Raw genomic sequence first — 25,165 nt, 5'->3', positions numbered from 1 at the left:
TTCGGAAATTTTAACCAGAGCCTGCCATAGGTTCCCAGGAATGGGCCGGTCAGTGGGGTTTCCGTGTGCCGAAACGGGCACGGAACGCCGCAGGCAAGGTCTCAGGGGACATTCGGCGGGCTATAAATGACAGATTCGGGCCAGATTTTCGAGGAAATCCGACAGCACATGGAGGCTGGAGGAATCTCGCCCACGCCCGCGAATTACGAATTCTGGTATCGCTACGTCACCGGGTCCGACCCCGAACTGCGCGTTGCCGTGGATGCGGTGATGCAGACCGTCGGCCGGGTTTCGACGCGCGCGATGCACAACATCCGCCGCGAGCTCTACGGCGCCTCGATGCCGTCGGACCTCAGCACGCTCATCGACCAGACGCAGGCGCAGTTGAAGCGCATGGCACACTTCGTCGAGGAAACCGGCGGCGACGCCAAGGACTACAGCCGCACGCTGCGTGAAAGCTCCGACAGCATCAACGCCGCCGCCGACATCGACACGCAGCGCGCACTGCTCGCCGAGCTCGTCTCCGCCACCGGCGCGATGATCGACAAGACCGAGCGGCTGGAAGCGCAGCTCGCGATCTCGGGCCAGGAAATCAACATCCTGAAACAGGATCTGGAAACGGCGCGCACCGAAAGCCGCACCGATCCGCTGACCGGCCTTTCGAACCGCAAGGCGTTCACCTCGTATCTGGAAGCGCAGGCGGGCCGCGCGCTCGCCGATCGCAAGCCGCTATGCGTCGCGTTCTGCGACATCGACCACTTCAAGCAGTTCAACGACACGTGGGGCCACCGCATGGGCGACGAGGTGCTGCGCCTTGTGGGCCAGAGCCTCGAGCAGCTTTCGCACGGCGTCGGCTACCCCGCGCGCTTCGGCGGCGAGGAGTTCGTGATCGTGCTGCCCGGCAAGACGCTGCAGGCGGCACATGACATCTGCGAACAGATCCGCGACTACATCTCGTCGCGCAGTGTCCGCGCCAAGAACAGCAACAAGGAAGTGGGGCGCATCACGCTGTCGCTCGGCATCTCGCAGCTGCGCTGGAACGACACGGTCGACACGCTCGTCGAGCGCGCCGACATGGCGCTCTACCGGGCGAAGGCGACCGGCCGCAACCGCGTGGTGGGCGAGGACGAACTCGAAGGCGCGGCCGCACCCAAGGCCGCCGCGCACGCCGCCTGACCGGCGCCGACCTGCGTCTCAGCCATTTCTGAAACGATCCGTCTCTTCGATCAGCCGGTGAAGGATTCCCGGCTCCGAATAGGCATGGCCGGCACCCTCCACGAGATGGAACGCCGCATCGGGCCACGCCTTGTGGAGCGCCCAGGCGTAGCGCGCGGGGCACGGCATGTCGTAGCGGCCGTGCACGATCGCGCCGGGAATACCGCGAAGCCGCCCGGCGTTGTTCAGCAGCTGGCCGTCTTCGAGCCATGCGCCATGGTGGAAATAGTGATTCTCGATACGCGCGAAGGCCAGCGCGTAGTGGCCGTCGTGGAACGGTGCCGAAAAGGACGGGTCCGGGAGCAGCGTGATCGTCTCGCCCTCCCAGATGCTCCATGCCTTTGCCGCGGCGAGCTTTGACGCCTCGTCGTCTCCGGTGAGCAGGCGACGGTAGGCGCCGATCATGTCGCCACGCTCTGCCTCCGGCACCGGGGCGATGAAACGCTCCCACTTGTCCGGAAACATCTCCGAGACGCCGAACTGGTAATACCACGAGAGTTCCTGCCGCGTGCATGTGTAGATGCCGCGCAGGATGAGCGCGCTGACGCGCTCGGGGTGGGTTTCCGCATAGGCGAGCCCGAGGGTGGAGCCCCACGAGCCGCCGAACACCAGCCACTTTTGAGCGCCTACGAGCGCGCGCAGCCGCTCGATATCGGCAACGAGGTGCCACGTCGTGTTCGCCTCCAGCGACGCATAGGGCAGCGACCGGCCGCAGCCGCGCTGATCGAACAGCATCACATCGTAGACATCGGGATCAAACAGGCGCCGATGCGCTGGCGAGATGCCGCCGCCGGGGCCACCGTGCAGGAACACCGCAGGCTTGCCGCCGGGTTTGCCCGAACGCTCGTAATAGATCTGATGCCCGTCGCCCACGTCGAGCATTCCCGTCTCATACGGCTCGATCTCGGGATACAATGTCCTCAACGCACCCATCGCCCGCTTCCTTTCGTCTGGCGGGAAGCGATGCCGCATCGGCGATGGGAGGGCAAACAGCTTTAGCGCCAGGGGCGCAGCGGCACCGTGATTGCGCTCGCCGCATCGGCACCCAGCGATACACGGAACCGCTCCGGCCCCTGCTCCGGATAGCGGCGGAACACGTCCGCATCGGCGCCCGCAATGGCGATGCGCAGGCGGTGACCCTTGCGGATAAGCGCCGCAGTGGGATTGAGCGCGAACTCGATGCGCATCGTCTCGCCGGGCACGACGGCGAGCGCGTCCGCGCGCCGGAAGCTGTGCGGTGCCGGTCCCTGATCGTAGGGCAGGGTGGCGGGATCGGCGGGCGCGCGGTGGATCGCGCGGAGCTGGCCTTCGGTGATGTACGTCACGCGGCCATCGGGCGCGACGTCCTCCAGATAGGCGTAGAACACCGGATCGTTCGATTGCGCGGCGGCGAAGAGTTCGATCACCGGCGTGCCCGCCAGCTCCATGTCCGCATCGAACGCGACGCTGTCGAACACGAGCAGCTTCGCATCCGCTTCGCGGCGATCAGGATAGATGGGCGGCGCGCCGAACTGGGTGGACCAGCGCGTGTTCTTGCCGGTGCCTGCAGTGAAATCGACCGTGTAGTCGACGTGTTCGGCCTTCGCCGGACGCTGCGCCTGCAACGTTCCTTCGGGCGCGAGGTAGAGGCGCGTGTCGGCGACGCCGACGGGCGGCCAGACCTTCGTGTCGCGGAAGGTATCGGCGCCGAGCACGTAGTAGTGAATGTTGCGCGTGACGGACTTGCCCGCGCGGACGCGGTCCATGAAATCGAAGACGGTAGCGAACTGCGCGTCGCGCGTCGGCACCGGTACGACGCGGTCGGGGAAGAACGGATCGGCGCTGCGATCGTGGCCGTGGTTGTTGGCGGTGATCACGATCTCGACGGGCGCATCCGGCGTCGAATGAAACCGCGTGATCGCCGCCTGCGCGCTCGGGCCATCCATCCACGAGCCCCAGATCATCACCGGCTTGTTCTCGCGGATGAGCCCGGCGAGTTCGGCCGCCGGCGAGAAATCCATCATGGAAAAGCCGTTGTCGCCCTTGTCGTCGCGGAACGGCGCGTTGACATAGTCCTCCGGCTTCCAGTGCCGACGCCCGCCGAAGGCCTCCCGCAGCAGCGAGAAATCATGGTCCTCGTCGACAGGCTGGACCTCTGGAAACAGGCCCGGACAATCTTCGACCCGCAGCCGGCAATCGAGTGCCGGGTTCTTGGAAGATCGACCCGAATCGACCGTCAGCGTGTGGTTGCCCCACGTGTAGAGGAGAAAATTATTCTGCACGCCACCGGGCAGAAACCCTTGCAGATAGGCGTCGAAATCCAGCTGACGCGGAACAGACGCGATAAGCGCAGGCGCCGGACGGCTCAAGGCGAACTCAGCGGTATCGGCCATGTAGGAAATTCCGTACCCGATCACGCGCCCGTCAGACCATTCGCGGGCGGCCAGATGGGCGATGATCTCATCCATGTCCTCGCGCTCGTCGGGGCCCATTTCCACGTCGCGGGGGCCGAACGAAGCCGTGGAACCGCGCGTATCGACGACAGCGACGACGTAGCCGCGCGCAAGAAACATCTCGATATCCGTGGGCGATCCGCCACGCCGGGCCTCCACGCCGCGGCCATAGCGCGTCTGGATCAGGATCGTGGTGGCCTTGGTAAGCGGCGGCTGGCCACCCGGGAAATGGTAGCTCACCGCCAAACGCACGCCGTCGCGCATCGGCAGATAATAGGACTGGTCGCTCCAGCCCGCGGGGCGCTCCACCGGCGCTTGCACCGCGCAGGCGCCGAGCAGGCACAAACCGACCAACGTGGCGACGCGACGGAGCATCAGGACCCCCTTCTCTTTCGTATGTTGGTGAACATCCACATCGCCGCGCCGAGCCCTGCCCAGAGCGCGAGCGCCGCGGCCTCGGGCAGCCTCTCCCCCGTATCCGCGAGGATCGTCCACGCCGAATAGGCGACAACGCCCGCGAGCGTCAGCGCGCCCACCCATGCCGCGAACACGGGAAAGCGGCTGCCGGCCGTGCCGCGCCGAAGCGCGAGGCTCGACAGGCACGCACCGATGAAGGCGACCGCGAACCCCATCGAACCGATCTGCACCAACGGCTCGATAAACGCCCGGCCCATGAGGCCGCCGAGGAGCGCGATCACCCCCACGAACACCACGGCGATCGACGGCGTGCCGTTCTTCGGATGCACGCGCGCGAGCGCGGCGGGCAAAGCCCCATCCTGCGCGAGCGCGTAGAGCAGCCGCGAGGCCGCGAACATCGCCGCGTTCCACGCGCTGAGCAGCGCGACGACACCCGCGACGAGCACGATGCGCCCGCCCCACGGTCCCGCCACCGCCTCCATCGCCGCAACGACCGGAAGCTCGGCGCCATCGAGCACGCCGCGCGGCGCCGCAAAGGCGGTCGCGGTGATGACGGAGACATAGAAGAGCGTGGTGAGCAGGATCACCATCCCGAGCAAACGGGCGAGCGCACGCGCGGCCGGGCGTTCGCGCGCTTCGCCGAGCGCCTGCGGTAGCGCGTTGAAACCGCAGAACCACGCCGGCACCATGACGAGCACGGCGAGCACACCGTGCCACGGTGTTTCTGTGGGCAGGAACGCGGGCTCAAGATTGGCAGGTGCGCCGCCCCCGAAACCGATCGCGACGAAGCCGAGGCTGAGCAGCACCTTGCCGACCGTGACCGCCACCTGCACACGCGCCGATTCGCGCGCGCCGAAATAATTGATCGCGGTGAAGAACAGCGCGCCGCCGATGATGACGGCAAGATCGAGCAGGCGCACCGGCACGCCGACCGCCGTGTAGAGTGTCGGTCCGGTGAAATCCGGCGCCAGAACGCCGAGCAGCCACGCCAGCGCCAGCCCTTCGAAGCCGCAGATGCCGACGTAGCCGAGCAGCGCGCTCCAGCCGACGACGAAGCCCCAGCCGCGCCCGAACGCCATCGAGACGTAGCCGTACTCTCCGTTCGCCTCCGGCGCGCGCGTCGCGGCCTCGGCATAGCAAAGCGCGACAAGCCCCATCACCGCGCCGCCGATAAGGAATGCGAGTGCTGCACCAAGCGGCCCCGCGCTCGCGATCCAGCCGCCGGTGACGACGATCCAGCCGACGCCGATCGTGGTGCCCATGCCGATCGCTGCCAGTTGCAGCGGCGTGAGCGTGCGGCGAAGGCCGGCGCTCATCCGCGTGTTTCCGCGAACAGGCGTTTCAGTGCGGGCTTGTCGATCTTTTCGGTCGGCGTCTTCGGCAGTGCATCCATGAACAGCACATGCTCCGGCACCATGTAGCGCGCCATGCGGCCTTCGCAGTAAGCGCGCAGGTCGTCATCCGTGAGCGCGGCGCCGGGGCGAAGCACGACCGCCACGGCGACATCCTCCTCGGTCGCCGGACTCGGCACGCCGAACGCCGCCGCCTCGAACACCGCCGGATGCGTTTCGATACCGCGTTCGATCTCGAGCGCCGACATGTTCTCGCCGCGGCGACGGATGATGTCCTTCTTCCGGCCCGCGAAATAGAGATTGCCCGCCGCATCCAGTTTCCCGAGATCGCCGGTGTGATACCAGCCATCGCGGATCAGTTCCGCGTTCACTTCAGGCATCCCGAGATAGCCGCTGAACATCAGCGTGGGATCGTGCGGCCGTGTAACGATCTCGCCGACCTCGCCGGTGGGCACCGACTTCCGCTCGTCGTCCAGCAATTGCAGCTCGAATTCCGGCGCGACCTGACCGCAGCTCCCTTTCGGATACGCCTCGCCGGGGTTCTGGAAAACGCAGACACCCCCTTCGGTGCTGCCATAGCCTTCGTAGAGCGGAAAGCCGAAACGGGCTTCGAAGTCCGCGCGGAATTCCGGCATCGGCAGCCCCCACGCGAGGCGCACGCGATGTTCGCGGTCGCGCGGATCGCGCGCGCGCTGATAGAGGAAGGTGAGCGTCGAGCCCATGAAATCGAACATGGTGGCGTCGAAGGCCCGGATATCGTCCCAGAAGCGCGAGACGCTGAAGCGTTCGCCGAGCGCCGCGGTCGCACCCGTGACAAGCGATCCCATCACCGTGCCGATCGTCGCGTCCCAGTGATAGAGCGGGAACGGGCAGTAAACGACGTCGCTCTCCTGCAAATCGAAATAGCGCGAGGTGAGCCGCGCCTGCCCGACGAGATAGCCGTGGCTGAGCTGCACGGGTTTCGACACACCCGTAGAGCCCGACGTGAACTGGATCATGGCGATCGCCGTGCGCTCCACGTCGGCACGGGGCGAGGATGTCGGCGGAATATCTTCGAGCGTCTGGAAGCGCACCGCACCGACGTCGTGTGTTGGAGCGCCGGAAACGATCACATCCCGGACAGCGGGAAGCTCGGGAAGAACGCCCGTGATGAGGTCGACGTAGCGCGGATCGACGAGGATCAGCCGTGCGCCCGTCGCGTTCAGCGCGGCGACGAGCTGCGTGCCGCGGAACTCGGTGTTGATCGGCGCCCACACCGCACCCAGCCGCATGAGCGCGAACCATGTTGCAGCCGCGGCGATGCCGTTCGGCAGGAAGGTCGGCACGATGTCGCCGGGGCGAACGCCTGCGGTGTGGAGCCGCCCCGCCGTGGTTTCGGCAAGCGCGCGAAACGCGGCATAGCTGACGCGGCCGCTATGGAAGCGCAGGAAGTCCTTGTCGCCAAGCGCTGCCGCCTGTGCCTCGAGCAGATCCCACGCCAAAAGATCATTGGTCTTCATCACAGCAGCCCGTCAGCGCGGCAATCGTCGAGCGCCTCGATGAACGCGCCGGTCGCGCGGTCGATCATCGCGTCGTCGTGCGCGGCGGAAAGGAAGTAGACGTGGAAGCTCGGCAGGAGAATGCCGCGATCGAGCACGAGCGCATAGAACGCCTCCTCGGCGGCACGGTTCGCCGGGTAGGTCTCGCGGAACGAATGGATCGGGCCTTTGCGGAAATGAAAGCACTGGATCGACGCGGCGTGCATCAGCGTCACGTCCATTTCATGCTTTTCGCAGTGCGCGATAACCGCTTCGGCCATGCGGGCGGCCTTCGCTGCGAGTGCTGGGTAGAGCGTGTCCTTACGCGCCTTCAGCGCACGCAGTGTCGCCGCGCCTGCGCTCATCGTCAGCGGATTGCCGTTGAAGGTTCCGCCCGCGAACACGCCCGCCGTGCCGCCCTTGGCGAACAACCCAAGGATATCGGCGCGGCCGCAGACCGCGCCCACGGCGGTGCCGCCGCCGATGATCTTGCCGAACGCCGCAAGATCGGGCGTGACGCCGTAATAGACCTGCCCGCCCCCGTAGGCGAGGCGGAAGCCCGTCACCACCTCGTCGAACATCAGGAGCACGCCCGCCTCATCGCACACGGCTCTCAGTTCGCGTAAGTAAGCGCCGTTGTCGAGATGCGGCACGGTGTTCTGAACGGGCTGGATCACGACGAGCGCCAGCTCGTCCCGGTGCTTGCGGATGAGATCGAACGCGGCAGCGTTTCGATAGGGGAGCGCGAGCATGGTCTGGTCTCGCACCGCGCCGGGAATACCGCCGCCGACCGTCTTGGTGGCCGGCGCCGCCTCGGGCGTCGTCGGGTCTTCCTGTACCAGCGCATAATCGTGCGTGCCGTGATAACCGCCGCCGAACACGGCAACGCGGTCCTTGCCCGTGAATGCGCGCGCGAGCCGCATCGCGAACATCGTGGCTTCGGTGCCTGAATTCTGGAAGGCGACTTTCTCCGCGCACGGCACGGCCTCCGCGAGCAGTTCGGCAAGCTCGATCTGGGCCAGGCCCGGCAGGATCGTATGCCAGCCCTTGTCGAGTTGCTCACGCATCGCGGCCACAACCTCGGGCGGACGGTGGCCGAGGATGAGCGATCCGAAACCCATGGCGAGATCGAGATAGGCGTTGCCGTCCACGTCGGTCATATACGCTCCGTCGCCGCTTTCGATGTAGAGCGGCACCGGCATCGCAAAGGTGGGGACGGCCTCGAGCGCGAGGCGTCGCTCGGCGCGCGGACGCATCGCCGCGGACCCCGGCGTGCGGGCGCGCAGCCTCTCGAGCGCCGCAGCTTTGCGAGGCGTTGCATCAGACATCATGCTCTCCGAAGGTGATGGCGCGCCCGCGAGCAATGCGGGCGCACCCTTGCACTGAAACCTGCGCTAGAAATTGCGGCGCCACTCGATACCGATCGTCCGCGGCTGGTTGACGACGATGCGCGGCCGGCCGGGCGTCTGCACGCCGAGCGGGGGAATATCCGCATAGTTTGCCGCTTCATCGAAGACGTTGTCGACGAACAGGGAAATCCTGCCCAGCCCGAATTCCGCGCCAAGCCGCGCGTTCGCGACCTTGAATGCAGGCCGGCGCAGCGGTGTCGTCGGGTTGTTGTTCCCGCTCCAGCTGCCGCCGGTGTAGGAATAATCGGCGTGCAGGAACGCCGGGATCGAGCCGACCTTGAAATCCTGATCGAGCGCGACGCTCCACGTCCACTTGGGCACGTTCTGGATCGCCTGCCCGCGCGTGACCGTGCTGAGCCCGCCCGTGTCTGTGATTTCCGTATCGACGTATCCGACGTTGAACAGAATGCGCGTGTCGTCGAACGGCAGCAGATCGAATTCCAGCTCCGCGCCCTGTAGCCGCGCCTCGCCCGCATTGACGCTCAGCGCGAACCCGCAGCCGAGGCCCTGCCGCTGCTGCAGATCCTTCCAATCGATGCGGAAGGCGGCGACGTTCACCTTCATGCGGCGATCGAGCCACGACGACTTCAATCCCGCCTCGTAGGAACGCAGCGAATCCGAATCGAACGTTGTCGTATCGCCGAGGCCGAGGCCGTCGATTTCCGCCTGGCAGAGCGAGGCCGCATAAAAGTTCACGCCGCCCACGCGGAAGCCTTCGGACATGGTGAAATACAGCATCCGATCGTCATCGACGTCGTACTGGATGCCGACCTTGGGGGTGACACCCTTCTCGCTCTGCTTGCCCGCGTAGAACTCGTCCGGGCCGATGAAGTCGCCGCCCTGCCGGAGATGGAAATCGACGTCGTTCTTGAAGGCGCGTGCGCCCACGATGAACCGAAGCGCGTCAGTCGCGTGCCACGTCGCCTCGGCGAACACGGCCTTCTCGGTAACCTTGGTGGGATTGTCGAGATTGAACGCGTCGTCGGAGAAGCCCTCGACGATCGTGGTCGGGAAGCGCCAGTCGGACTTCGAGCGCTGGTAGAAGAGACCGGCGGTAAGATCGATGGGACCTTCCCAGCCCGATACGAAGCGCAGCTCCTGGCTGAAGATTTTCTGATCGGTTTCGGAATAGGTGGTCGATGCGCCCTGGAAGCCGAGCACTGCCGTCGTCCATTCCGAGAAATCCTCGGAATCGCTGTAGCTGCGATCGAACCACGATGTGGCGGCGAGGAACGTGCCGAACGATGCGTTGTACGTCGCCGTGAGCGTTGCGAGGGTCCATTCGTTCTCGCTCGGTTCGTCGATATCGTACTGGCGCAGGTTGACCCGGTTGCCCGCCCTGAAATCCGCCTGCGTGCGGCCGTCGCGCTCGGTGCGCTCGTACATGATGCGCGGCGCGATCGTAAGATCGCCACCCGCAAGCGACAGCAGACCGGAAAGCTGCAGGCCCCGCACCGACTCGCTGTCGATGTCCTTGCGCCTGGCGAACGGCGTCGGCGCGTCGTCACGCGGCGCGCGATCGATGAAGCCGCCGTTCTCCTGAATGTAGCCGACCGCCCGCACGGCAAATACGCCGGGCACGACGGGCACGTTCACCGCGCCGTCGACGCCGTAGTTCATGCCGCCCTCGTGGATGGTCGAGACGAGCGCATGCGCCCGGCCGGACGTCTCGTCGAGATCGGGCTGGGTCGTGATGAGCCGCACCGTGCCGCCCATCGAGCGCGCGCCGTAGAGCGTGCCCTGCGGGCCGCGCAGCACCTCGATGCGTTCGAGATCGACGACGCGCGGATTGAGCGTCGCCAGCAGCGGCGAATCGTCGATGTAGAAGCCAGTGGTGTTGTTGCCGAACACGCCGCGGATCGCGATCGAGAGTGCGCCGTCGGTCGAGCTGGAGCCCGAGGCGGAAAAGCTGAGGTTCGGGATGCGCGTCGCATAATCGTCGAACTCGGAGAAGCCCGCGCGCTCGATGTCTTCGGCGCTGAGGGCCGAAATCGATATCGGCACATCCTGAATCGATTGCGCCCGCCGCTGCGCGGTGACCACGATTTCCTCGCGCTCCACGCCGCCTTCCTCCTGCGCCAGCGCCGACGTTGCCGCCACCGCCAGACCCGCAACGCCGACAAGCAAGCCTGCCGCGCGCCTCTTCTCCACCCTAACCATGAGCCCCTCCCTCCTGCCCGCTGGAAATCCAGATCGGGATCGTGTCTAATTTCCCCTCACGTATACGATCGTATATATCGAATGTATACGTCTGTATAGTCCTGTTTTGAAGGAACACGATTGTGAGTCAGGTCGAGGCGCAGGGCCGCCGCCAGCTTCTGAAAGCCGGCATGAAGCTGTTCGCCGAACGGGGCTTCGCCGCCGTCGGCCTGCGCGAGATCGGCGCGGAGGCGGGCGTTTCACTCGGGCTGGTGCGCACGCATTTCGGATCGAAGGACGGTCTGCGCGAGGCCATCGACGCGCATGTGCGCGAGGAGATTCGCGCGCTTTACGCCCAGGTGCTCGAGCACTCGTCGGTCGAAGCGCTCGAAAAGGCGATCGAGGACGCGCTCGACTGGATCCCGCGCGACCACGACGCGCTGATGTACGCGCGCATGTCGCTGATGGAGCGCACCCCCGGCAGCCAGGCGCTGTTCGACGAGATGCTGGCGGTGATGCGCCAGTTCATCGACAACAATGCAAGGCTAGGTTTCCTGCAGCCGGATGTCGACCGCGAGTGGGCGGCGATTTACATGGTGTTCGACTTCATCGGTCCCGCCGTCATCGAACCCTTCGCCGAGCACGCGCTCGGCCAATCCATGTACGCGAAGCCGATGATCGCAAGGCGCAACGCGTTCATGATCCGCCTGTTCACACGCGGCTTCCTGAAGCGCGAAGGATAAGTGAATTATCCGGCGCGATAATCGATGTTGTCGAGGCCCGGAACGACGACCGCTTCGGGAACATTGCCGTTGCCGCAGAGCTGATCGACAATGAACTGCGCACCCGCATTTGCAAGCTGCTGCGCGGGATCTTCCATGACGAAACGGAGCCGCGTGATGATCGCCCTGCGATCGTCGACGGAGCGGACGCGGGGAAGCTCAGCGGCCTCCCGCGTCCCGGCGTCGACGACGGGCGCCGCCTCGACCGGGCGATGAAACGCGGGATAGCCGTCGAACATCAGGCGGCCCATTTTCACCGTCGCGTTGGTGCTGAACCAGATTTCCCGGAACCGCGCCTCGATTCTACTGGCGGCGGCTTCATCCTCCAGCTGGGTCAGATCGAGATCGGGCCCATGCGGCGCGATGTACAGACGATCGGGTGATAACTGCTGACCGGACGCCTGCCACAGCAGGTGGCACATGCTGTTCGTCTGCCAGGTCACGCCCGCCGTCGGCCGGCCCGCCTTTCCGCTGATGAGGACCATTGCGCGGTCCCACGCGATGTCGTGCTCACCGAGCCATGTGATCGTCCGGTATGCGGCATCGAGGAAGACCAGCGCAAAGGTCGCCGCCATCACGTCGTTCATCGCGATAGGGAAATCGCCGCCTTCGCGGACGTCCAGCCATTCGGTTCGAAGATATTCGAAGTCGATGCGCGTGGGATCGCGAAGCAGGTTGTCCAGAACCCGGAGCGTCGCCGCGCAGGCGTAAGCGGTCATTCCGGCGATCGCCTCTTCGCGGCCCCTGAACGCGACGGCGGCGACATCGTCCCGCCAGAACGCGGGTGAATTCACGCGCTGCGCGGCCTCGACAGCAGCCTTGAGCCGGATCGCGTCATCCCGCCACTGGGCGCAGTCGAGCTCGTACATGCGCCGCAGGTAGGGAACCGCGACACCGAGGTGCGAGATCGCCGTCAGTTCCTTGAACCCCCGCGTGCCGAGACGGAAGTTCAGGATGCGCGGCTTCGCGCCGCTGCCCGGAAACAGCACGAGATCGGTTCCGGTCGCCACCAGAAGCGGGGCGCCTGCCGACAACCTGCCCATGTGCGCGTTGAGGTGCGGGCCGATCGCGTCGGGCTGGCCGGTATAAGCCTCGAAGAGATCCAGAAATGCTGCGTGCGGTTCTTGCATCGGATTGCCCTGCTCAAACGCCGAGACGGTAGACGATCGTGTCGGTACGGAAGCGGATATCGGTCGTCAGGCTGTTCGAGACGACGAGATACCTGCTGCCGTTCGCCTCGAAAACATGGGCATCGGTTCCGCCGAAGGTCGGAAACGTCTCAGCGAGAACGAAGCGATCGTCCTGCCAGCGATGAAGCTCCGACCGAAGATCGGTCTTCGGATCCGCCGGTGTTCCTTCGATGAAGCAGATGCGGACGAGATAGAGATCGCCCCCCACCTCGAAAATACAGAACTCACGCCCAGCCGGGCCGCCGAGCGCCTGATAAGGCACGAATTCGCCGCCGTTCCACCGGTAAAGCACGGATTCGCCGTCGATCCGAGCGAAGGCGAGATAGTCGGTCCCGTTCCTGCGGAAATGGCTGAACGCGCGTCCGCCTTTGTCGACTACCGACTGGAAGCGAACGAAGGTCTTGCCGTCCCAGCGATAGATCAGACTCTCGCTCGTATGATCGGCGTAGGCGAGATAGTGCGCGCCATCGACCGTGAAGTGCGTGAAATTATACCCCCACAACCCGTCCAGCACCTGAAACGGCACGAAGCGCGCACCGTCCCATTCAAGGATGCAGGATTGCGCAGGGTTCACGGCGGTGAGATGCGGCAGGGTGAGCCCCTGCGCGAGCGCCAGGAAATGGCGTCCGTCGAACGTGAAGTGGCGCCACTGCTTTGCGGCGAAGGTATCGATCGTCTGAAAGACCTCCCATCCGCCATCACCCCATCGGTAAATGACGGATGCCACGTTCGGCTCGTAAGGCCCCGAACCGCTTCTGAGGTTGGCGAGGGCCAGAAACACGGCATCGCCGATCCGGAAGACCTCGATGTCCTCCCCGCCGTGTGCGGGAATGCGGGCTTGCGGTTCGAAACCTTCGCCCACCCATTTGAAGAGAAGCGCGTCGATGTCGTTGTTGCCGCCGTTCATGTGCGGCGGCGTGCCTTCGATGTCTTCGGCGAGCTGCGCCACCCCAAGCCAGATGTCGTTTCCGAGTCTGAACGGCAGCGCCGTTCTTGCACCCGAGGTTTCAAGGCGCTGGTGGATCGAAAGGATGGACATCACCTGCCTCGCCCGGATTGCGCTTATACTGTCGTGGCATAGGTATTGCGGCCGAATGGTTCGCACAATTTCATTTTTACCCGGCAATTGATCTAGAACACCAATCAATCGTCAGGGAGGATTGAATTGGATCGGCACGCGCCTTTGGGAGAGGCTTCAGTCGGTTGATCCGGGGGAGTGAACGGAAATGACGCGCGCACCAGAGTCTACGGGCACGACATCGAAGAGCGTTGCGACGAAGGCGTTCTTCATCGCCATGGTGGACGGTTACGACACGCTGATGATCGCATTCATCGCGCCGCTCCTTGCGCAGCACTGGGGCCTGACGCATCCCCAGATCGGCGGCGTGTTCGCCGCGGGGTACAGCGGGGCGGTGATCGGTGGGCTCGCGATGGGGCCGCTCGGCGATCGCCTCGGCCGCAAGCCGATGCTCGTTCTATCGTTGCTGCTCGCCGGCATCGCAACGCTGCTGTGCGCGCTTGCCGAAACGTTCCAGAGCCTTCTGGTCCTGCGCTTTATCGCCGGGCTCGGCCTCGGGGGCGCGATCCCCGCCATCATCGCGCTGACCGCCGATTTCGCAGCACCCGGAAAGCGCAGCGGCACCGTGACGCTCATGTACATCGGCTATCCGCTCGGCGCCGTCGTCGGCGGCGCGCTCACCTCCGCTTTGCTTCATCACGGCATCAGCGCGATCTTTCTGGGCACCGGAATCGTCTGCCTGATCGCGGCGGCTGTCGGCATGACGATGCCCACCTACCGCGTCGCCCCGCATTCCCATCTCGGCTCCGGGATGGTGAAACTGTTCACCGCGCAGTTCGCTGAAGGACGCCTGCTCCCCGCCATTGCGCTGTGGACCGGGCTGTTCTCGACACTGATGCTCACCTATTTCCTGGTGAGCTGGACGCCCAGCATCCTGCTTGCCGAAGGCGCGAGTCCGCAGGTCGCGGCGCTGGGGCCTGTCGTTCTCAATCTCGGCGGGATCGTGGGTGCGCTCATTACCGCGAAAGCCATCAACCGGTTCGGCCCCTATTTCCTCAATGCCGGCTTCGCGCTGCTGGGCGCATTCGCCGTACTCGTCGTCGGCCAGATGGCGACCGGGACGGCACCAGCCATGATCGGGTTTCTGATCATCGGGATGCTCCTGCTCGGTGCACAGCTGAACTTCCCGGCGATGACCGCGGACCTGTTCCCGCCCGAGGTTCGCAGCGCCGGCGGGGGCTGGACCGCCGGTGTCGGACGGCTCGGATCGATCGTGGGGCCGCTTGTCGGCGGTTTCCTGATGGCGACCGAAATGAGTCCCCGTACCCTGCTGAGCTTCGCGGCCATACCCGGCGCCGTTGCCGCACTGGCGGTGTTCGCCGCCGCAATCCTGCGGCGCAAGGCCCGCACGGCCGCGGACTGAGATCTCAGTCGGGATTGTCGGCGGTTTCGACGACCCACCCAGCGCCGATGTGATCCGCCTGCTCCTCCGCCATCACAGCCTCGGTGAAGCTTGCGTCGATTTGCGGAAGCATGGTGTGATTCCATGCCTTCCACGACCGTGTCATGTCCTCGAACACATCGGGCATCCTGCTGTGCAGATTGGCCCGCTCCAGCGGATCCTCGTCGACATTGAAGAGATATTCGTTGTCGAGAATCCTGAGATATTTGTAGGCGCCGCGCAACATCGCGCGCTGGTGATTGCCCTTGTAACGCCAGTAGAGCGTCCGCTCGGCGGTGTTGCCGCTGCGGAGCAATGGAAAGAGATCGATGCCGTCGGTCGGATAGGCCGGATCGGGCGTGCGTTTCGCGGCACCGAGCAGCGTCGGCAGCCAATCCATCGTGATCGCCGTCTGCGTGCTTGTCTTCCCGCGCGGCAGCATGGCGGGCCACGACACGATCGTGGGAACGCGGATGCCACCTTCCAGCAATTCCGACTTCTGGCCGCTGAACGGCCACGTCTTCGCAAAGCGTTCGCCGCCGTTATCGCTCGTGAAGACGACGATGGTGTTTTCCTTGAGACCGAACCGCTTCAGCGTTTCGAGCACGCGCCCGACCTCGGCATCCATCGCCTCGATCATGCGGTGATAGGTCCGCATCGTTCCGCCATCGAGGTGCTTCAGCTTGGTGCCCGCGATGCGTTCCGATTCCGGCCGGTCGTCGGGCGCTTCCCATGGCCAGTGGGGCGCATTGAAGTGCAGGCTGAGGAAGAACGGCTGTTTTCCGCGCGCGCTTCGCTCGATGAACCCAGTCGCCTCTCGTCCGAGGATTTCTGTCAGATAGCCTTCTGCCTCAAGAGGCAAATCCCCTCTCCAGAGATCGGGCTCGTCGACCACACTGCGGTGCGAGAAATAGTCCGTCGCGCCTGAGCGCATTCCAACGAATTCGTCATAGCCGCTGAGGAGCGGGCTGTAGTTCGGCGCCTTTCCGAGATGCCATTTGCCGACGAGCGCGGTTCGATAGCCAGCCGCGCGAAGCAGCGACGGCAGCGTCGGGTGGTCCCTCGGGATACCGACGTCGGGACTGATGTGCGCGAGCGGTTCCTCAAGCCCGATCGGAAGCCGGTATTGATAGCGGCCAGTGATGAGCGCGGTTCGCGTCGCGGAACAGACCGGCGAATTCGCATAACCGTTCAGGAGACGAATTCCATCGGTTGCCAGCGAGTCGATGGCGGGCGTTCGAAGCGACGTATTTCCGTAGCACGACACGTCCGCGTAGCCGAGATCGTCCGCGAGAATGAACACGATGTTGGGCAGGTGGGACGCGGCGGGCTTTGCAAGCGCGGGGCCTGCGGCGATCGATGCTGCTGCACCCGCGCCGAGCGCGACGAACGAACGCCTGTCAATCGCTATCGGCAACGCTCCGCTCTCCTCCGATCTCGGATGGTTCTAACATCGATGCCGCGCGGCGGCGTGCTGTTTTCGGGCAGGCGTCAGAAGGAACGCCGGACGCTCACGCCGAAGGTTCGGGGATCGCTGATCAGGCCCAGCCGGATCTTGTCCGTATCATACTTCGCCACCGGTCCGCCGCCGCGATAGTACATCTCGTTCGTCACGTTCTTGACCCATCCGGAGACGATCCAGCCGCCGTCCAGCGACTCCCAGCTCAGGCGGACGTCGCCCTTGGCGTATTCGTTCGCCCACAGGGTGTTGAACTCGGTGACCACCTTGTCGACCGCGACGGCGCTTGCCGAGAAAACCAGATCGCCAGCATCGCCAAGAGAGTGGCGATAATCGGCACGCAGCGAAAGATTGTACCGGGGTACGCCGCCGATGCGCTCGCCTGAGCGATCGAAGGTGTGCGCGGGATCGCTGAAGCCCGGCTGCTGCGCGATGTAATCCTTGTATTCGGGATCGATGAACGAGGCTCCGGCATTGACCGTGAAGCCCTTTGCAAGAAGCGCCGTGATCTCGAATTCGATGCCCTTGCTGCGCGCGCTGGCGCTTGCCGTCGTCGGAGCGCCGTTTATGTCGAACGTCTGAAGCTGCAGGTTCTTGTAGTCGCTGTAGAACACCGCGGCGCTGAACTGCAGGCGGCGGTCGAGGAGGTCGCCCTTGAAGCCGAGCTCGTAGTTCATCACGTCTTCGGGGCTGAAATCCCGGAGCGGCGGGGCCGGGGGCTGGCCCTGGAAGCCGCCGCTTTTGAACCCCTTCGAAACGCTGGCGTACATCATCGCGCCTTCGCCGAGTGAGACGTCCAAGACGGCGCGTGGCGTGAGCCGGTTCCAGCGCTTGGATGCGCTTGCCGTGTAGTCGGCATTGACGAAGGGCGACACCGGTCCGCCTGCGGGTATGCCCGTGATCCGCCGCGCGATACCGGTGACGTCGAGCGCCTTTTCTTCCGTCGTGTAGCGGACGCCGGCGGTGAGGCTGACGTTGTCGAGAATCCGGTACTTGGCCTCCGCGAACGCGGCGAGCGCATCGGTGTTGATCCGCTGCGTGAACGTCGCGATGCCGCTGAACGGGGCGACGTTGCGGTAGATGTCCGTCGTGCGGCTGCCTTCCTCGTGGAACGCGTAGACGCCGAGCGTCCACGAGAAGCGGTTCGCGCTGCCCGGCTCGTTCGGTTCGCTCGACACCAGCCGGAGTTCCTGGCTTGCCGACCACGTATCCTGCGCGGTTTCGTTGTAGGAAGTCACTTCCTGCGCCCGGCCGTTGTCCTCGAGGCCGTAGCTCTTCTCGGCGCGCACGCCGGTGATCGCGACGACATCGAAGCCCGATGCTTCGTAGGTCACGTTGAACGCGCCGCCGTAGGTCTCGACCCCCTGCCGACCGTTGATCGCCGAGCGCGCGGTCCGCAGCTTCTCTTCCTGCATCGGCGGCGTGACGCCGGGACGCGGCGCGCCTGTCACCGGATTGTTGGTGAAGAAGACATAACGCAGCCCCGGAACGTCCGAGATGATGCTCTTCAGCACGCCGTCCTGCTTGCTCTTCGCCCAGTCGCCGATCAGGCTCAGCGTCAGCCGATCCGTCGGCGTGATCTTCAGCGTGCCGCGCACGGCGCGCGTGTTGATGTCGTTCGCACTCTCGCCGGTCGTGAGATTGCGGTACATCCCGTCGCGGTCATCGGTGAGGAACGCCAACCGGGCATACGCCTTGCCATCCACAATGGGCCCGCTGATCGCGCCCTTCGTGGTGATACGATCGAAGCTGCCGTAGGCGACCTCGCCGTAGCCCGAAAGCTGCTCGGTCGGCTGCCGCGTGATGATGTTGATGGCGCCCGCGGTCGCGTTCTTGCCGTAGAGCGAGCCTTGCGGGCCGCGCAGCACCTCGACGCGCTCCGTATCGAAAAAGGCGAGGTTCGCCGCCGCCTGCCGCGGGATGTAGACCTCGTTCAGGAAGATCGCGACGCCGGGGTCGGCGCTCAGATCCTCGCTCGTCCGCCCGATGCCGCGGATCGTGTATTTTTCCGAACCGACCGCCTCGGCGTAGATGTGGAGGCTCGGCGTGTATTGCGAGAGGCCCTCGGTCGTCTCGATATTGAGCTTCTCGATCGTGCCGCCGGTAAGCGCCGTGATGGAGACGGGGATTTTTTCGAGGTTCTCCGCGCGCCGCATCGCCGTGACGACGATCGTGTCCAGCACCTCGCTGTCCGCCGCGGCGACTGCATCGCCCCCGGTCTGGGCAGCGGCCGCCTGTCCGTAAAGCGGCAGCGCGGCGCTCGCCAGAAGGATCGCGGCATGACGCGGCATCGATATCATGTTCATTGTTGTGCCTCCCCGAACAGCAGCCGGCACCTTGCGGAGGTTCATTGAGAATTGGGATCGCAGGGTTGGGGAAGAAAGCCGACGCGCCGTTCCCGTCCCTGACAGACCTTCTCCGCGGTGCAACGTGACTGACCGTAGAGGTAGGTGAGAACGGGTGATTTATTCCAATTCAATCTTGCACGTCGATTGATGGGAAAACACAATCAACAGGTGCAGTCGATCGCGCGATCGACGCCTGGACCATGCGCCTGAGGTTCGCGACGAGCGTGCTGGCTTCCCCGGCGCGCGACGCCATCACCAGATAGGTCATGGCGCCCTCATCCGCGAGCGGCTTGAAGCGGATATTGGGGACATTGATGCATTGCAGCTCGGACGGCACGACGGCAACGCCGAGGCCAGACGCGGCGAGGCTGATGATCGTGGCGGATTCCCGAACCTCCTGAACGATGTTGGGCACGAAGCCGGCCTCTCCGCACAGGCGCAGGAACTGCTCGTGAATGCCGACGCCGGAGTTTCGCGGATAGAAGATCATCGGCTCGCCGCGCAGGTCCGCGATATGCAGTTTCTCGCGTGCCAGCAACGGACTGTCGGCGTGCATCGCGACGATGAGCGGGTCCTGCAGGATCTGGACGAAGTGGATATCCGAGCGCACGGGAATCTGCGGGCTGCGGAGAAGACCGACATCGATGTCCCTGTTCTCTAGCGCCGCGATCTGCTGCTGCGATGACAGATCATGCAGCCGGATATCGACCTTCGGATAGCGCGTGCGGAATGCGCGGATGATCTGGGGAAAGAAAACGAGCAGCGACGAGGCCGTCGTGAAGCCGATGCGAAGCTGCCCGGCCTCGCCGGAGACCATCTCGCGAATTTCCTCGATGCTGCGATCGAGCTGATCCAGCACGGCCGACGCCTGCTGCCGAAACGCGGCGCCGACCTGCGTCAGCGAAACGCGGCGCTGCGTCCGATGAAAGAGCTGCGCCCCTAATTCCGTTTCGAGCGACTTGATCGCGACCGAGAGCGGCGCCTGCGTGATGTTCAGCTTTTCCGCGGCGCGGCGGAAATGCAGCTCCTCGCAAAGCGTGACGAAATACCGAAGCTGGCGGAGGTCCATTGATATGTCAGAGCAATCAATCGTTGAGCCTGATTGAATTAGCATAAATCGATGCAGCCCGGCAAATCAACGCAGTGCCGTGAGTTCGCGCTGGTTGGCAGCGCCGCTCCACCGGCGGGGAGCTTCGGACGAGGGACATGCGCTACGATACTCGCAGGCCATCGGCGACGGGTTCGGATCTCATGGTGCGGCTTGCCGGCGGCACCCCCGTCTACGCGCTCGGCATCCGCTTCGCACGCTCCCCGGATATCGCCCGCATGGCGTCCATGGCCGGCTGCGACCTGTTGTGGGTGGATCTCGAACACTGCAGCATGTCGATCGACGTGGCGGGTCAGATTCTCGGCTGCGCACACGATTTGGGGCTCGGCGCCTGGGTGCGCGTGCCTGAAAACGACTTCGGCGTGATCGGGCGTCTTCTCGACAGCGGCGCGACAGGCATCATCCTCCCCCGCGTGGAAACAGAGGCACAGGCACAGCGCCTTGCGGCCTGCTGCCGCTTTCCGCCCGCAGGCGAGCGGTCGATGATCGCCCGATTGCCGCAAAGCGGATTCGGCCGATTGCCCAGCGCCGAACTCACCGAGACCGCCAACCGGCAGACGGTCTGTCAGGCGCTCATCGAATCCCGGCTCGGCGTACGCAGCGCCGACGCCATCGCCGCCACCGACGGAATCGACATTCTCGCCATCGGCGCCAACGACCTGACCGCGGAAATGGGCTTCCCCGGCGATGTCCGCCGCCCCGAGTTCGTGGACGCCTGCCAGACCGTGGCCGATGCCGCACGGCGGCACGGCAAGGTCGCGGTCATCGGCGGCATCGTCGTCCAGGAGGACTTCATCGCCTTCCTGAAATCAGGCTTCTCGCCCTTCGTCTTCACCGGGATCGACACCGACATCATCGCGGACGGAATCGCCGCGCGCTGCAACGGCTGGCGGGAGCGGCTGGCCGGACACGACTTCAATCGGAACTAGAGAGACGCGCGCCATGATCCCCATCGAACCCCTTGTCTCGCAGCCGATGCGCGCGGCGGACTCGCTGGAACGCCCCGGCTTCGCGATGCCGGCGGGCGCGTGCGACACGCACATGCACGTGTTCGGTCCGCTCGAAACCTATCCCAGCGTCCGCTACCCACAGTACACGCTGCCCGATGCGAAGCTCGCCCATTACCGGACGGTGATGGAGGTGCTGGGCCTGCGTTCTTTCGTGATCGTGCAGCCGAGCTTTTACGATACCGACAATCGCTGCCTGATCGACGCGCTCAAGGTTTCGGGGGACGCCGCGCGCGGCGTGGTCATGATCGAGCCCGACGTCGCCATGGATACGCTTCGCGAATGGCACGACGTGGGCGTGCGCGGGATCCGGCTCGATCTCTTCAAGCGGCGCGAGCTTCCGCTTGCGGAGATTCAGCGCTTCATCCTCGATTCGGCAGCGAAGGTAGCGCCGCTCGGCTGGCATCTGCAGTTCTACGCGCCCGGCTACATCGTTCGCGATCTCATCGATTTCCTGGCGACGCTCGAGATCGATTTCGTCATCGATCACATGGGCTACATGCTGGAGGAGGACGGCCTCACCGAGGCAGATTTCGAACGCCTGCTCGCGCTTCTCAAACGTGGACGGTGCTGGCTGAAGGCGAGCGCACCTTACCGGCTGGCGAAGAAGCGCGGCATGGACGCCGTGGACGACATCGCGAAGGCGATCGTTCACGCGGCCCCGGAAAGAACGATCTGGGGATCGGACTGGCCGCATATTCCGGACGGTGGTCGCGATACCGGCGTGCTTCTGAACCAGCTCGCACTGTGGGCGCCCGATCCCGCCGACAGAAAGCTGATCCTGGTGGACAATCCGAAGGCACTGTTCGGCTTCGGCACCGATTGAGGGGCAGGCCCGATGGCGCGAACAGAGGTCTGCATCATCGGCGCGGGTCCGGCCGGATTGCTGCTCGGCCATAGCCTGCGTAGCGCAGGCATAGACTGCATCGTTCTCGAACGCCGCGATCCGGCGCATGTGCTTTCCCGCATACGCGCCGGCGTGCTGGAACGGATTACGGTCGATCTGATGGAGCGGCTGGGTCTCGACGCCCGGCTCAAGGCCGAAGGGTTGAGGCATGACGGCTTCAATCTGGCGGACGGCGAGCGGCTGATCCGTATCGACCTCGAAGCCCTCGTGGGCGGACACGTAGTCGTCTACGGCCAGACCGAACTGACCCGCGATCTCATGGAGGCAAGCGCGGCGCGCGGCCTTGAGGTTCGCTACGATTGCGCGGATGTCGCCCTGTTCGACATCGAGGGCACGACGCCTTACGTCACCTACCGGAAGGACGGGCGCGCGCACCGCGTGGACGCGCGCTTCATCGTGGGCTGCGACGGGTTCCACGGGCCGAGCCGGCAGGCGATACCGGCGGCGGACGGACAGGTGTTCGCGCGCAGTTATCCGTTTGGGTGGCTCGGGATTCTCGCCGACGTGCCGCCGTGCAACGAAGAGCTCATCTACGCCGCGCACGAACGCGGCTTCGCTCTCGCCTCGATGCGCAGCGCCGCGCGCAGCCGCTACTACATCGATGTGCCGATCACCGAAACGCTGGAGGGCTGGCCCGACGAACGGCTGTGGGACGAGCTTTCGCTCCGTCTCGGACCTTTAGCGGGTTCACGGATGACGCGCGGGGCGGCGATCGAGAAATCGATCGCGCCGCTGCGCTCATTCGTGTTCGAACCGATGCGCTACGGGAGCCTGCTGCTCTGCGGCGACGCCGCGCATATCGTTCCGCCCACCGGCGCGAAGGGTCTTAATCTCGCAGCGAGCGACGTCCACTACGCGGCAGACGCGCTCACCCGATTCTTCAGGCAAGCCGACAACGATGCCGTCGCCGATTACTCGGCAAAGGCGCTGCGCCGCGTCTGGAAATCCGAACGCTTCAGCTGGGCCCTGACACGCCTGATGCACAAGTTCCCGGAAGACGGCCCCTTCGAACGCGCCATGCAGGCCGCCGAACTCGACTACATCGCATCAAGCCGCGCCGCGCAGATCAGCATCGCAGAAAACTACGTGGGGCTGCCCGTCTAGAGCCGATGCGCGCCAACACGCCGCGCACTTGCTGGATGTCTGCAGAGAAGAAAAATGGTGCCGGGGACGGAATCAAACAGCGAAAATTTTCTCTTATTTTTTAGTTCATTAATTATGTGCCGCTGGCGCTTTGTACCGACAAATGTACCGTCAGATGCTTCGCATTCAATGTGATTCCCAAACCAGTACTTTTTTTGCATTCTTTGTTTTGAGCCCAACGGCGCTTTGTTCGTGTTACGTACCTCCAGCGTAAAACGCGGGGCATCCGTCTGAACGGTCGTAATGGTGTCAGTACCGTCCGGGAACCCTCCTCAGCTTCATGCGCCTTTTGATCGGCGAACACCCCAAGCCATGGTTGTCCAAGGCGCGTAGCCCTGCCATAGCCGCCAGCCGCTCGCGGCTGGAAAGGAAATGCAGTGCCCGCCCACAAAGCCAGCGCCATCGGCATCGACTTCGGCACCACGAATTCGGTGGTCGCACGCGCCAATGGCGATGGAACGGCCGATCTTGTCAGCTTCGCGGCGCCTGATGGGCCATCGAACGTATTCCGCTCGGCACTGTGCTTCTGGCAGGACGAGGATGCACGCGGCGGGCTCGCGCACGAGGCGGGGCCGTGGGCCATTGCCGAGTTCCTCGAATTTCCGCAAGGTTCGCGCTTTCTGCAATCATTCAAGTCGGTCGCCGCAAACCCCAATTTCGAACATGCAAGCGTATTCGAGGCGCGGATGCGCTTCGAGGAGCTTGGGCAGATTTTCCTATCTCACCTGCGCGCTCACGGCGGCAATGCGCTCGACGACCTGCCGGAGCGCATCGTCGTCGGTCGCCCGGTGCGCTATGTTGGCGCACGGCCTGATCCGGCACTGGCACGGATGCGCTACGATGCGATGTTCGAAGCCCTCGGCCGCCCGGTCCACTACGTCTACGAGCCGCTCGGCGCCGCCTACAGCTTCGCCTCTCGGCTGAACCGACCCGCGACACTGCTGGTGGCGGACTTCGGCGGCGGCACCAGCGACTTCTCGATCGTCCGCATCGCGCCCGATGCTGCGCAGCGGTGCGTGCCGCTCGGCGCAGCGGGTATCGGCATTGCCGGTGACCGCTTCGACTACCGGATCATGGACCATCTCGTCCTGCCGCTGCTCGGCAAGGGCGGTCGGTATCGCTCCTTCGACAAGGTGCTGGAGATTCCGGCCGGCCATTTCGCGGATTTTGGGGACTGGTCGCGGCTCGCGCTCATGCGGAACCGCAGGACGCTCGACGAACTTGCGCGGCTGAAGCGCGCGGCTCTTGACCCGGCAGCAATCGGCCGCATGATCGCCGTGGTCGAGCACGAACTCGGCCACGGGCTTTACGAAGCGGTCGGCAAGCTGAAACGGGCGCTATCGACTGAGAGCCATGCGGCTTTCCACTTCGAGAGTGCCGACTTCTCGATCAACGTCGAGGTCGCCCGCACCGACTTCGAACGCTGGATCGCAGCGGACCTCGCGCGTATCGCCGAGACGGTGGACGGTGCACTTATTGCCGCGCGTCTGATGCCCGGCGACATCGACCATGTCTTCCTGACCGGCGGGTCCTCGCTGATCCCGGCGATGCGGCATTTGTTCGCCGAACGCTTCGGAGAGAGCCGCCTTGCCGGCGGCGAGGAACTCACCTCGATCGCGCATGGGCTTGCACTTATCGGGCAGGCACCCGACATCGCGGACTGGACCGCGCCAGAGGAGAGCGGAGCATGAGTGTCGCCTTTCGCCGCGAAAGCGATGACGAACATCTCGAGCCGAAGTTCGAGCTTCCGATCCCACCCGGGCCGAACCTCGTGACCCCGCGCGGACAGGCGCAGATACGCGCGCGGGTGGCAGAGCTGGAAGCCGTGCTGCAGGGCCTCAGCGACGAAGACGCGATCAAGGCGACACGGCGAGACCTGCGATACTGGCGCAACCGACAGGCAACCATACAACTAATGAAAAAGCCCGATAACGCGCGCGTTGCCTTTGGCTCCACGGTGACCTTCCTGCTGAACGGCACCGAGCGTACCGTCACCATTGTCGGGCATGATGAGGCTGACCCGGCCACCGGGCTCCTCTCGTTCTCCGCGCCGCTCAGCCGCGCGCTATTGGGTGCCGAGCCCGGAGACACGCTGGACTTCGCAAACGCGAGCGACGCCATCGAAGTGCTCTCTGTTCGCGTCCTGGAGATTTAAGACGGTAGTAGCTTTCCGCCCCGATTGGGAACACTCACTATCGTTGCACGGCCGGAATCGAAGAAACAGAATTTCTTAAATATTCTCAATGCAATGAGGACAGTATGTCAGTTCCTTGTAGCGTCA

19 protein-coding genes are annotated in these 25,165 nt (G+C 64.7%); 8 read left to right on the top strand and 11 right to left on the bottom strand.

Going from position 1 to position 25,165, the window contains the following annotated elements; genetic code table 11:
• Positions 1-126 precede the first annotated feature (126 nt).
• On the top strand, positions 127-1,176 hold the full coding sequence (locus tag ACFQ00_RS02200; RefSeq protein WP_381485533.1) for a GGDEF domain-containing protein: 1,050 nt from the start codon (positions 127-129) through the stop codon (positions 1,174-1,176).
• An 18-nt stretch (positions 1,177-1,194) separates the two neighbouring features.
• Here ACFQ00_RS02200 and pip read toward each other — a convergent pair whose 3' ends face one another.
• From pip to ACFQ00_RS02170, 6 genes are all read right to left on the bottom strand, one after another.
• Positions 1,195-2,148: a prolyl aminopeptidase gene (gene pip / locus ACFQ00_RS02195; protein ID WP_381485530.1), complete on the bottom strand. Its 954-nt coding sequence runs from the start codon at positions 2,146-2,148 to the stop codon at positions 1,195-1,197.
• A gap of 62 nt (positions 2,149-2,210) precedes the next feature.
• Positions 2,211-4,022, bottom strand: coding sequence for a CocE/NonD family hydrolase (locus ACFQ00_RS02190; protein WP_381485527.1), 1,812 nt, complete (start codon positions 4,020-4,022; stop codon positions 2,211-2,213).
• The gene (locus ACFQ00_RS02185; protein WP_381485523.1) at positions 4,022-5,380 is read right to left on the bottom strand and encodes an APC family permease; all 1,359 of its coding nucleotides are present in this window, start codon (positions 5,378-5,380) and stop codon (positions 4,022-4,024) included. The genes ACFQ00_RS02190 and ACFQ00_RS02185 overlap by 1 nt, the downstream gene beginning before the upstream one ends.
• On the bottom strand, positions 5,377-6,915 hold the full coding sequence (locus ACFQ00_RS02180) for an AMP-binding protein (protein ID WP_381485519.1): 1,539 nt from the start codon (positions 6,913-6,915) through the stop codon (positions 5,377-5,379). Before ACFQ00_RS02180 ends, ACFQ00_RS02185 begins: the two co-directional genes overlap by 4 nt.
• Positions 6,915-8,264 carry an aspartate aminotransferase family protein gene (locus tag ACFQ00_RS02175; protein ID WP_381485516.1) on the bottom strand — a complete coding sequence of 450 codons (1,350 nt, stop codon included), beginning with the start codon at positions 8,262-8,264 and terminating at the stop codon, positions 6,915-6,917. Before ACFQ00_RS02175 ends, ACFQ00_RS02180 begins: the two co-directional genes overlap by 1 nt.
• A gap of 63 nt (positions 8,265-8,327) precedes the next feature.
• Positions 8,328-10,502 carry a TonB-dependent receptor gene (locus ACFQ00_RS02170; RefSeq protein ID WP_381485513.1) on the bottom strand — a complete coding sequence of 725 codons (2,175 nt, stop codon included), beginning with the start codon at positions 10,500-10,502 and terminating at the stop codon, positions 8,328-8,330.
• Positions 10,503-10,624: 122 nt separating this feature from the next.
• Between ACFQ00_RS02170 and ACFQ00_RS02165 the strand changes: the two genes are divergently transcribed.
• A complete protein-coding gene (locus tag ACFQ00_RS02165) occupies positions 10,625-11,224 on the top strand; it encodes a TetR/AcrR family transcriptional regulator (RefSeq protein WP_381485510.1) in 600 nt (199 codons plus the stop codon).
• A gap of 5 nt (positions 11,225-11,229) precedes the next feature.
• On the opposite strand, the gene ACFQ00_RS02160 is transcribed toward ACFQ00_RS02165, so the two are convergent.
• Together ACFQ00_RS02160 and ACFQ00_RS02155 are read right to left on the bottom strand one after the other, a co-directional pair.
• Entirely contained in the window at positions 11,230-12,393 is a 1,164-nt protein-coding gene (locus ACFQ00_RS02160) for a DUF5624 domain-containing protein (protein WP_381485507.1), read from the bottom strand.
• Between the two features lie 13 nt (positions 12,394-12,406).
• Positions 12,407-13,492, bottom strand: a complete 1,086-nt coding sequence (locus tag ACFQ00_RS02155) for a hypothetical protein (protein ID WP_381485504.1) — start codon at positions 13,490-13,492, stop codon at positions 12,407-12,409.
• A 187-nt stretch (positions 13,493-13,679) separates the two neighbouring features.
• Here ACFQ00_RS02155 and ACFQ00_RS02150 point away from each other — a divergent pair, with 187 nt between their 5' ends.
• Positions 13,680-14,894, top strand: a complete 1,215-nt coding sequence (locus ACFQ00_RS02150) for an MFS transporter (protein ID WP_381485502.1) — start codon at positions 13,680-13,682, stop codon at positions 14,892-14,894.
• Positions 14,895-14,898: 4 nt separating this feature from the next.
• Here ACFQ00_RS02150 and ACFQ00_RS02145 read toward each other — a convergent pair whose 3' ends face one another.
• The 3 genes from ACFQ00_RS02145 to ACFQ00_RS02135 form a co-directional block, all read right to left on the bottom strand.
• A complete protein-coding gene (locus tag ACFQ00_RS02145) occupies positions 14,899-16,329 on the bottom strand; it encodes a sulfatase family protein (protein ID WP_381485499.1) in 1,431 nt (476 codons plus the stop codon).
• Positions 16,330-16,403: 74 nt separating this feature from the next.
• Positions 16,404-18,677 (bottom strand): TonB-dependent receptor, encoded by a 2,274-nt coding sequence (locus ACFQ00_RS02140; RefSeq protein WP_381485497.1) that lies wholly within the window; start codon positions 18,675-18,677, stop codon positions 16,404-16,406.
• Between the two features lie 169 nt (positions 18,678-18,846).
• Positions 18,847-19,788 (bottom strand): LysR substrate-binding domain-containing protein, encoded by a 942-nt coding sequence (locus ACFQ00_RS02135; RefSeq protein ID WP_381485494.1) that lies wholly within the window; start codon positions 19,786-19,788, stop codon positions 18,847-18,849.
• Positions 19,789-19,925: 137 nt separating this feature from the next.
• Here ACFQ00_RS02135 and ACFQ00_RS02130 point away from each other — a divergent pair, with 137 nt between their 5' ends.
• From ACFQ00_RS02130 to ACFQ00_RS02110, 5 genes are all read left to right on the top strand, one after another.
• A complete protein-coding gene (locus tag ACFQ00_RS02130; protein ID WP_381485491.1) occupies positions 19,926-20,756 on the top strand; it encodes an HpcH/HpaI aldolase family protein in 831 nt (276 codons plus the stop codon).
• 13 nt (positions 20,757-20,769) lie between these two features.
• Positions 20,770-21,660: an amidohydrolase family protein gene (locus ACFQ00_RS02125; protein ID WP_381485488.1), complete on the top strand. Its 891-nt coding sequence runs from the start codon at positions 20,770-20,772 to the stop codon at positions 21,658-21,660.
• Positions 21,661-21,672: 12 nt separating this feature from the next.
• Entirely contained in the window at positions 21,673-22,845 is a 1,173-nt protein-coding gene (gene pobA / locus ACFQ00_RS02120; RefSeq protein ID WP_381485485.1) for a 4-hydroxybenzoate 3-monooxygenase, read from the top strand.
• A gap of 416 nt (positions 22,846-23,261) precedes the next feature.
• Entirely contained in the window at positions 23,262-24,575 is a 1,314-nt protein-coding gene (locus ACFQ00_RS02115; protein ID WP_381485482.1) for an Hsp70 family protein, read from the top strand.
• Entirely contained in the window at positions 24,572-25,039 is a 468-nt protein-coding gene (locus ACFQ00_RS02110) for a GreA/GreB family elongation factor (RefSeq protein WP_381485479.1), read from the top strand. The genes ACFQ00_RS02115 and ACFQ00_RS02110 overlap by 4 nt, the downstream gene beginning before the upstream one ends.
• Positions 25,040-25,165: the final 126 nt, after the last annotated feature.

Origin of the sequence: Sphingosinicella xenopeptidilytica, assembly GCF_042676985.1 — a bacterium.
Lineage (GTDB): Bacteria > Pseudomonadota > Alphaproteobacteria > Sphingomonadales > Sphingomonadaceae > Sphingosinicella > Sphingosinicella xenopeptidilytica.
The sequence above is the reverse complement of the archived record's forward strand: the minus strand, read 5'-3'. Positions and strand labels throughout refer to the sequence as shown.

Coding starts and splice junctions, on each gene's coding strand:
- pip (WP_381485530.1), bottom strand. CDS start 2,148: ATGGGTGCGTTGAGGACATTGTATCCCGAGATCGAGCCGTATGAGACG.
- pobA (WP_381485485.1), top strand. CDS start 21,673: ATGGCGCGAACAGAGGTCTGCATCATCGGCGCGGGTCCGGCCGGATTG.
- ACFQ00_RS02160 (WP_381485507.1), bottom strand. CDS start 12,393: ATGCAAGAACCGCACGCAGCATTTCTGGATCTCTTCGAGGCTTATACC.
- ACFQ00_RS02125 (WP_381485488.1), top strand. CDS start 20,770: ATGATCCCCATCGAACCCCTTGTCTCGCAGCCGATGCGCGCGGCGGAC.
- ACFQ00_RS02110 (WP_381485479.1), top strand. CDS start 24,572: ATGAGTGTCGCCTTTCGCCGCGAAAGCGATGACGAACATCTCGAGCCG.
- ACFQ00_RS02180 (WP_381485519.1), bottom strand. CDS start 6,915: ATGAAGACCAATGATCTTTTGGCGTGGGATCTGCTCGAGGCACAGGCG.
- ACFQ00_RS02200 (WP_381485533.1), top strand. CDS start 127: ATGACAGATTCGGGCCAGATTTTCGAGGAAATCCGACAGCACATGGAG.
- ACFQ00_RS02155 (WP_381485504.1), bottom strand. CDS start 13,492: ATGTCCATCCTTTCGATCCACCAGCGCCTTGAAACCTCGGGTGCAAGA.
- ACFQ00_RS02185 (WP_381485523.1), bottom strand. CDS start 5,380: ATGAGCGCCGGCCTTCGCCGCACGCTCACGCCGCTGCAACTGGCAGCG.
- ACFQ00_RS02175 (WP_381485516.1), bottom strand. CDS start 8,264: ATGATGTCTGATGCAACGCCTCGCAAAGCTGCGGCGCTCGAGAGGCTG.
- ACFQ00_RS02150 (WP_381485502.1), top strand. CDS start 13,680: ATGACGCGCGCACCAGAGTCTACGGGCACGACATCGAAGAGCGTTGCG.
- ACFQ00_RS02190 (WP_381485527.1), bottom strand. CDS start 4,022: ATGCTCCGTCGCGTCGCCACGTTGGTCGGTTTGTGCCTGCTCGGCGCC.
- ACFQ00_RS02140 (WP_381485497.1), bottom strand. CDS start 18,677: ATGAACATGATATCGATGCCGCGTCATGCCGCGATCCTTCTGGCGAGC.
- ACFQ00_RS02135 (WP_381485494.1), bottom strand. CDS start 19,788: ATGGACCTCCGCCAGCTTCGGTATTTCGTCACGCTTTGCGAGGAGCTG.
- ACFQ00_RS02130 (WP_381485491.1), top strand. CDS start 19,926: ATGCGCTACGATACTCGCAGGCCATCGGCGACGGGTTCGGATCTCATG.
- ACFQ00_RS02170 (WP_381485513.1), bottom strand. CDS start 10,502: ATGGTTAGGGTGGAGAAGAGGCGCGCGGCAGGCTTGCTTGTCGGCGTT.